Source organism: Moorena sp. SIO4E2 (assembly GCF_010671945.1).
GTDB classification, from domain to species: Bacteria; Cyanobacteriota; Cyanobacteriia; order Cyanobacteriales; family Coleofasciculaceae; genus Moorena; species Moorena producens.
Window position 1 is genome coordinate 1 of sequence record NZ_JAAHIE010000617.1, and the last position, 3,936, is coordinate 3,936.

Genomic DNA, 3,936 nt, shown 5'->3' on the forward strand with positions numbered 1-3,936 from the left:
TTTCTTGGCATCGTTAGAGCTGGATTCTACACTTCAATTATACTCTAGCGCTAAGTAAATGTCAATGTCCATTTTGTGGTATTAAATACCGATTTATCCCTATTTTTAAGGGTTTAATTGCGAGGCTTAATGCGATCGCTCTTTGTAATTAATCCTCGATGGCTTAGAGCTGTTGAGGGTTTTGTGTTGTTTTAGAGTAATTCTTATTTGGGTAAAGTAGAGAATTTTGGGATTTTAGGGAACAGGGAATAGGGAACAGGGAACAGTGAAATGCGATGCTCAGCAAAGAGCCGCTACGCGATCGCATCCAACAACAACAATACCGTAAAAATGCACAAGATTATATTATACCACAAACATATCTTTATTTCTAATAATATCAAAAACTCTTTGGCTCTCTTTCTTACTACTCCCGACTCCCGACTCCCGTCCTACGACCAAATCCCACAGCACATCAATACCACTGCCCACATAGTCTGAATCCTGGTGTTGTTCAATCCATTTAATCACACTAGGGATAACATGATTGGATGTTTTGCCTAATTTACCCAAAGCTTCGCTTGCGTCCCTACGCACATAATAATCATCATCCTGAAGCAGTGCTATGAGGGCGTTGACTACGGTTTGTGAGCTGTTGTTCAATCTGCCCAAGGCTATGGCTGCGTTCCTACTCACATAATAATCATCATTCTGAAGCCGTGCTAGGAGGGCATTAACTACGCTTTCTGAACTGTTTTCCAAATTGCCCAAGGTTCTGGCTGCGTCCCTACGCACATGAGAATTGTGATCCTGAAGCCCTGCTAGGAGGGGGCTGACTACGGTTTCTGAGCTATTGCCCAAATTGCCCAAGGATTCGGCTGCCTTCCAACGCACACTAAAATTCTGATCCTTAAGCCTTGCTAGGAGGGCGTTGACTACGGGTTCTGACCTGTTGCCTAATTTTCCCAAGGCATAGGCTGTCCACCCACGCAAATCAGAATTCTCATCCTTTAGCTGTGCTAGGAGGGTGCTGACTAGGGTTTCTGAGTTGTTGCCCAATTGCCCCAAGGCATAGGTTGCCTCCCAACCCACAGTAGAATTCTCATCCTGAAGACGTGCTATGAGGGCGCTGACTATGGTTTGTGAACTGTTGCCCAAATTGCCTAAGGCACGAGCTGCCCTCCAACGCACATGAGAATTGTGATCCTGAAGCCTTGCTATGAGGGCGTTGACTATGGTTTCTGAGTTGTTGCCCAATCTGCCCAAGGCTTGGGCAGCCTTCCAACGCACACTAACATTGTGATCCTGAAGCTGTGCTATGAGGGCGTTGACTACAGTTTCTGAACTGTTGCGCAATTCGCCCAAGGCTTGGGCAGCCCTCCAACGCACACTAACATTGTGATCCTGAAGCTGTGCTAGTAATATTGTTATTACCTGATCTTTTTCCCCTAACTCGGCTCTATAGTTCAACAATCGCAGCTGATCAATCCAATCCGATCCCGTAGCGTGGCCGTAGGCCAATCGCTCCTTCAACAATTCCAATACCTGTGCTTGAAAATCCGTTTCATACAAACTACAAATTATTTGATAAACCTGCTCGTAAACCCTCTTGCCAACCGGCTCTTTAGTACTCACCTCCAACTCAACCAACCCCTCTAAAATCTCTTGCACTAACTCACCATCAGCACCACGCAAATTTTTCGGGTCTTCTGCCAAACAATTACCAGCAAATAACAAATCCCGATGTAACCACTGCTCATATTTACTATTATTATTCAATACTGCCCGAATCGCTTTCGCGGCATTTTTCGGTTTTTGTTGTGCTATTAGCAATAATAACACTTCGCGCCAGTGGGAGTCATGTAAATGCTCCCGAATCTGATTCAAAACAATCCGAAAATCATACTCATTTTCTGCATGATAGTCAATTTCTTCAGCACACAAATATTCTTGAAAGCTCTTATGGACAAACCCATAACAATCTTGCCCCTGCTCATTCAATAAACCAGTGCGATCGCGAATCAAGGTTACAAATGCTTCTGCTTCTTGTTTGGCTTGATATAACTGCACCTGCTTTAAAGTTTTAATCTCTTTGCTCAACTGCTTAATCAAATCATCACGGTTAATTAACGTACTGCCTTCGTTATCTTCACTATTTCCTTGGCCATGAATCCAATAAGCTAACAATTCCATCAATCGGCGCAAATCATAGAAATCTAGATATTTAAATAGTCCCTGATTGCTGATTTCTTTGTTAGCATCCCAAGAGGTTAACAAGGTTTTGACTGCACAATTATAAAGCTCAAACCGTTCTTTGGGCAATACCGCTTGATACCGATGGATTAATGCAATAATTGTCAACAATAAGGGATTCCGTGCCAACAAGGTAATCCGGTCATTATCATTCAGCGCCTTTCCTAAACTCTCCTTGCGCCTTTTGGCTTCTGCTTGGTCTTGAAAGCGACTGTTATACCAGTTCTCAATAAATGCCGAAATCTTTTGGTCATCAAAGGGTTGGATTTGATAGTGGGGAAATTCCTCAGTGCGGAAAAAGTCGCGCCGATAACCAGCCGGTCTAGATGTAATAATAGCGCGATTTCTGTTAAACTGTCCTAAAAAATTCTCGATGCGCTTGACTACATCATGGCGTTTAGCCTCTTCTGCTACTTCATCCAAACCATCCAGCAATATCAAGGCTCTACCATCAGATAACCAATGCTCGAAAAATCCCACTGGTAACGGTTTCACTGACATGGTGTTTTCCGCAAATATCCGAGCATAGTCGATCAGGCTTTTATCGAGATGTCTGGCAAAATCTCGCATCCTGATTAAAATCGGTAGCCAGTCGGTATCACCATCTAATCCCAAAATGTCAGGATTTTGCTGAGCTAATATTACCGCAAAATAGCTCATCAAGGTGGTTTTACCAGAGCCTGGCGCACCCAGGATTACCACTCTTCTCGACTGACTTTGGCTCAATAACTGCTGAGCCAAGAATTTCCGGCCAGTTGTCTTTTCCAATAGCAGCCTTTCTGGCTTTTCCCCACTACCGGCTGCTAACAACTCCCGCTCCCAAGCGCCAGCAGTTGATACGTCTTCCACGACATCTGGCATTACGAAAATCTGGGCTAACTTCTCCGATTTTTCTACTTCTTGCCCAGGCACAGCAATGCCAGCAAATTTGACATCATCAAACCAGTTGGCTAACTGCTCACAATAATCCTGTTTAGCTACCTGAAATTTAAGATAAGTATCCGTGTGCTGAAAATAAGCATTAATAAATGTCTCTATCCAAGGCTTGAGACTGTCTTGATTTAGTTTAATAGTCTTGGCTTCAGCTTGTTGTTGAAATACGGTGCTTAAAATATCCCGGTCTGGCTTACCTTGATTAAGTAAGGGTTTCTGTAATTCCGCCACAACAGCAGAATGAGTAAAATAGTCGTTCAAAAACCGATTAACTCCATTCCAGCCATCCGGGGGAGCGTGAAAAAATAAGCGCTGTTGACTATCCAGTTGTTTGTCCCATTGATCAACGGCTTCTGCTCCCGCTTTGATGGCTTTTTCGATATCGCTTTTAGTCAGAGATTTAACTATATGCTTCCCTGCTTCTTTAGCAACAATACTTAACAATGGTGGCGCTATTTGCGATAGTTCTAAACTAGCCAAAAGGGACAATGCTGCCATAATTTATAGGTAGTTATGTTCGATTAGTTTAATTATAGCAATTTAGGGAGATTTGATCCCCCTAAATCCCCCTTAATAAGGGGGACTTTCTAGATCAATTTCCGGACTCCCCCCTTAGTTCTTTGGGCGGAAGGGGGACAAACTAGATCGATTTCCGGACTCCCCCCTTATTAAGGGGGGCAGGGGGGGATCGAGTTAGGAAAGGGAACTCTTTGAGTTTACTCCGCCCTTAGTTATTTGGGCGGAAGGGGGACAAACTAGATCGATTTCCGA

At 43.7% G+C, this 3,936-nt stretch carries 1 protein-coding gene; it reads right to left on the reverse strand.

The features are described from left to right. Positions 1-345: 345 nt before the first annotated feature. Positions 346-3,663, reverse strand: a complete 3,318-nt coding sequence (locus F6K37_RS34165) for an NACHT domain-containing protein (RefSeq protein WP_287255221.1) — start codon at positions 3,661-3,663, stop codon at positions 346-348. Positions 3,664-3,936: the final 273 nt, after the last annotated feature.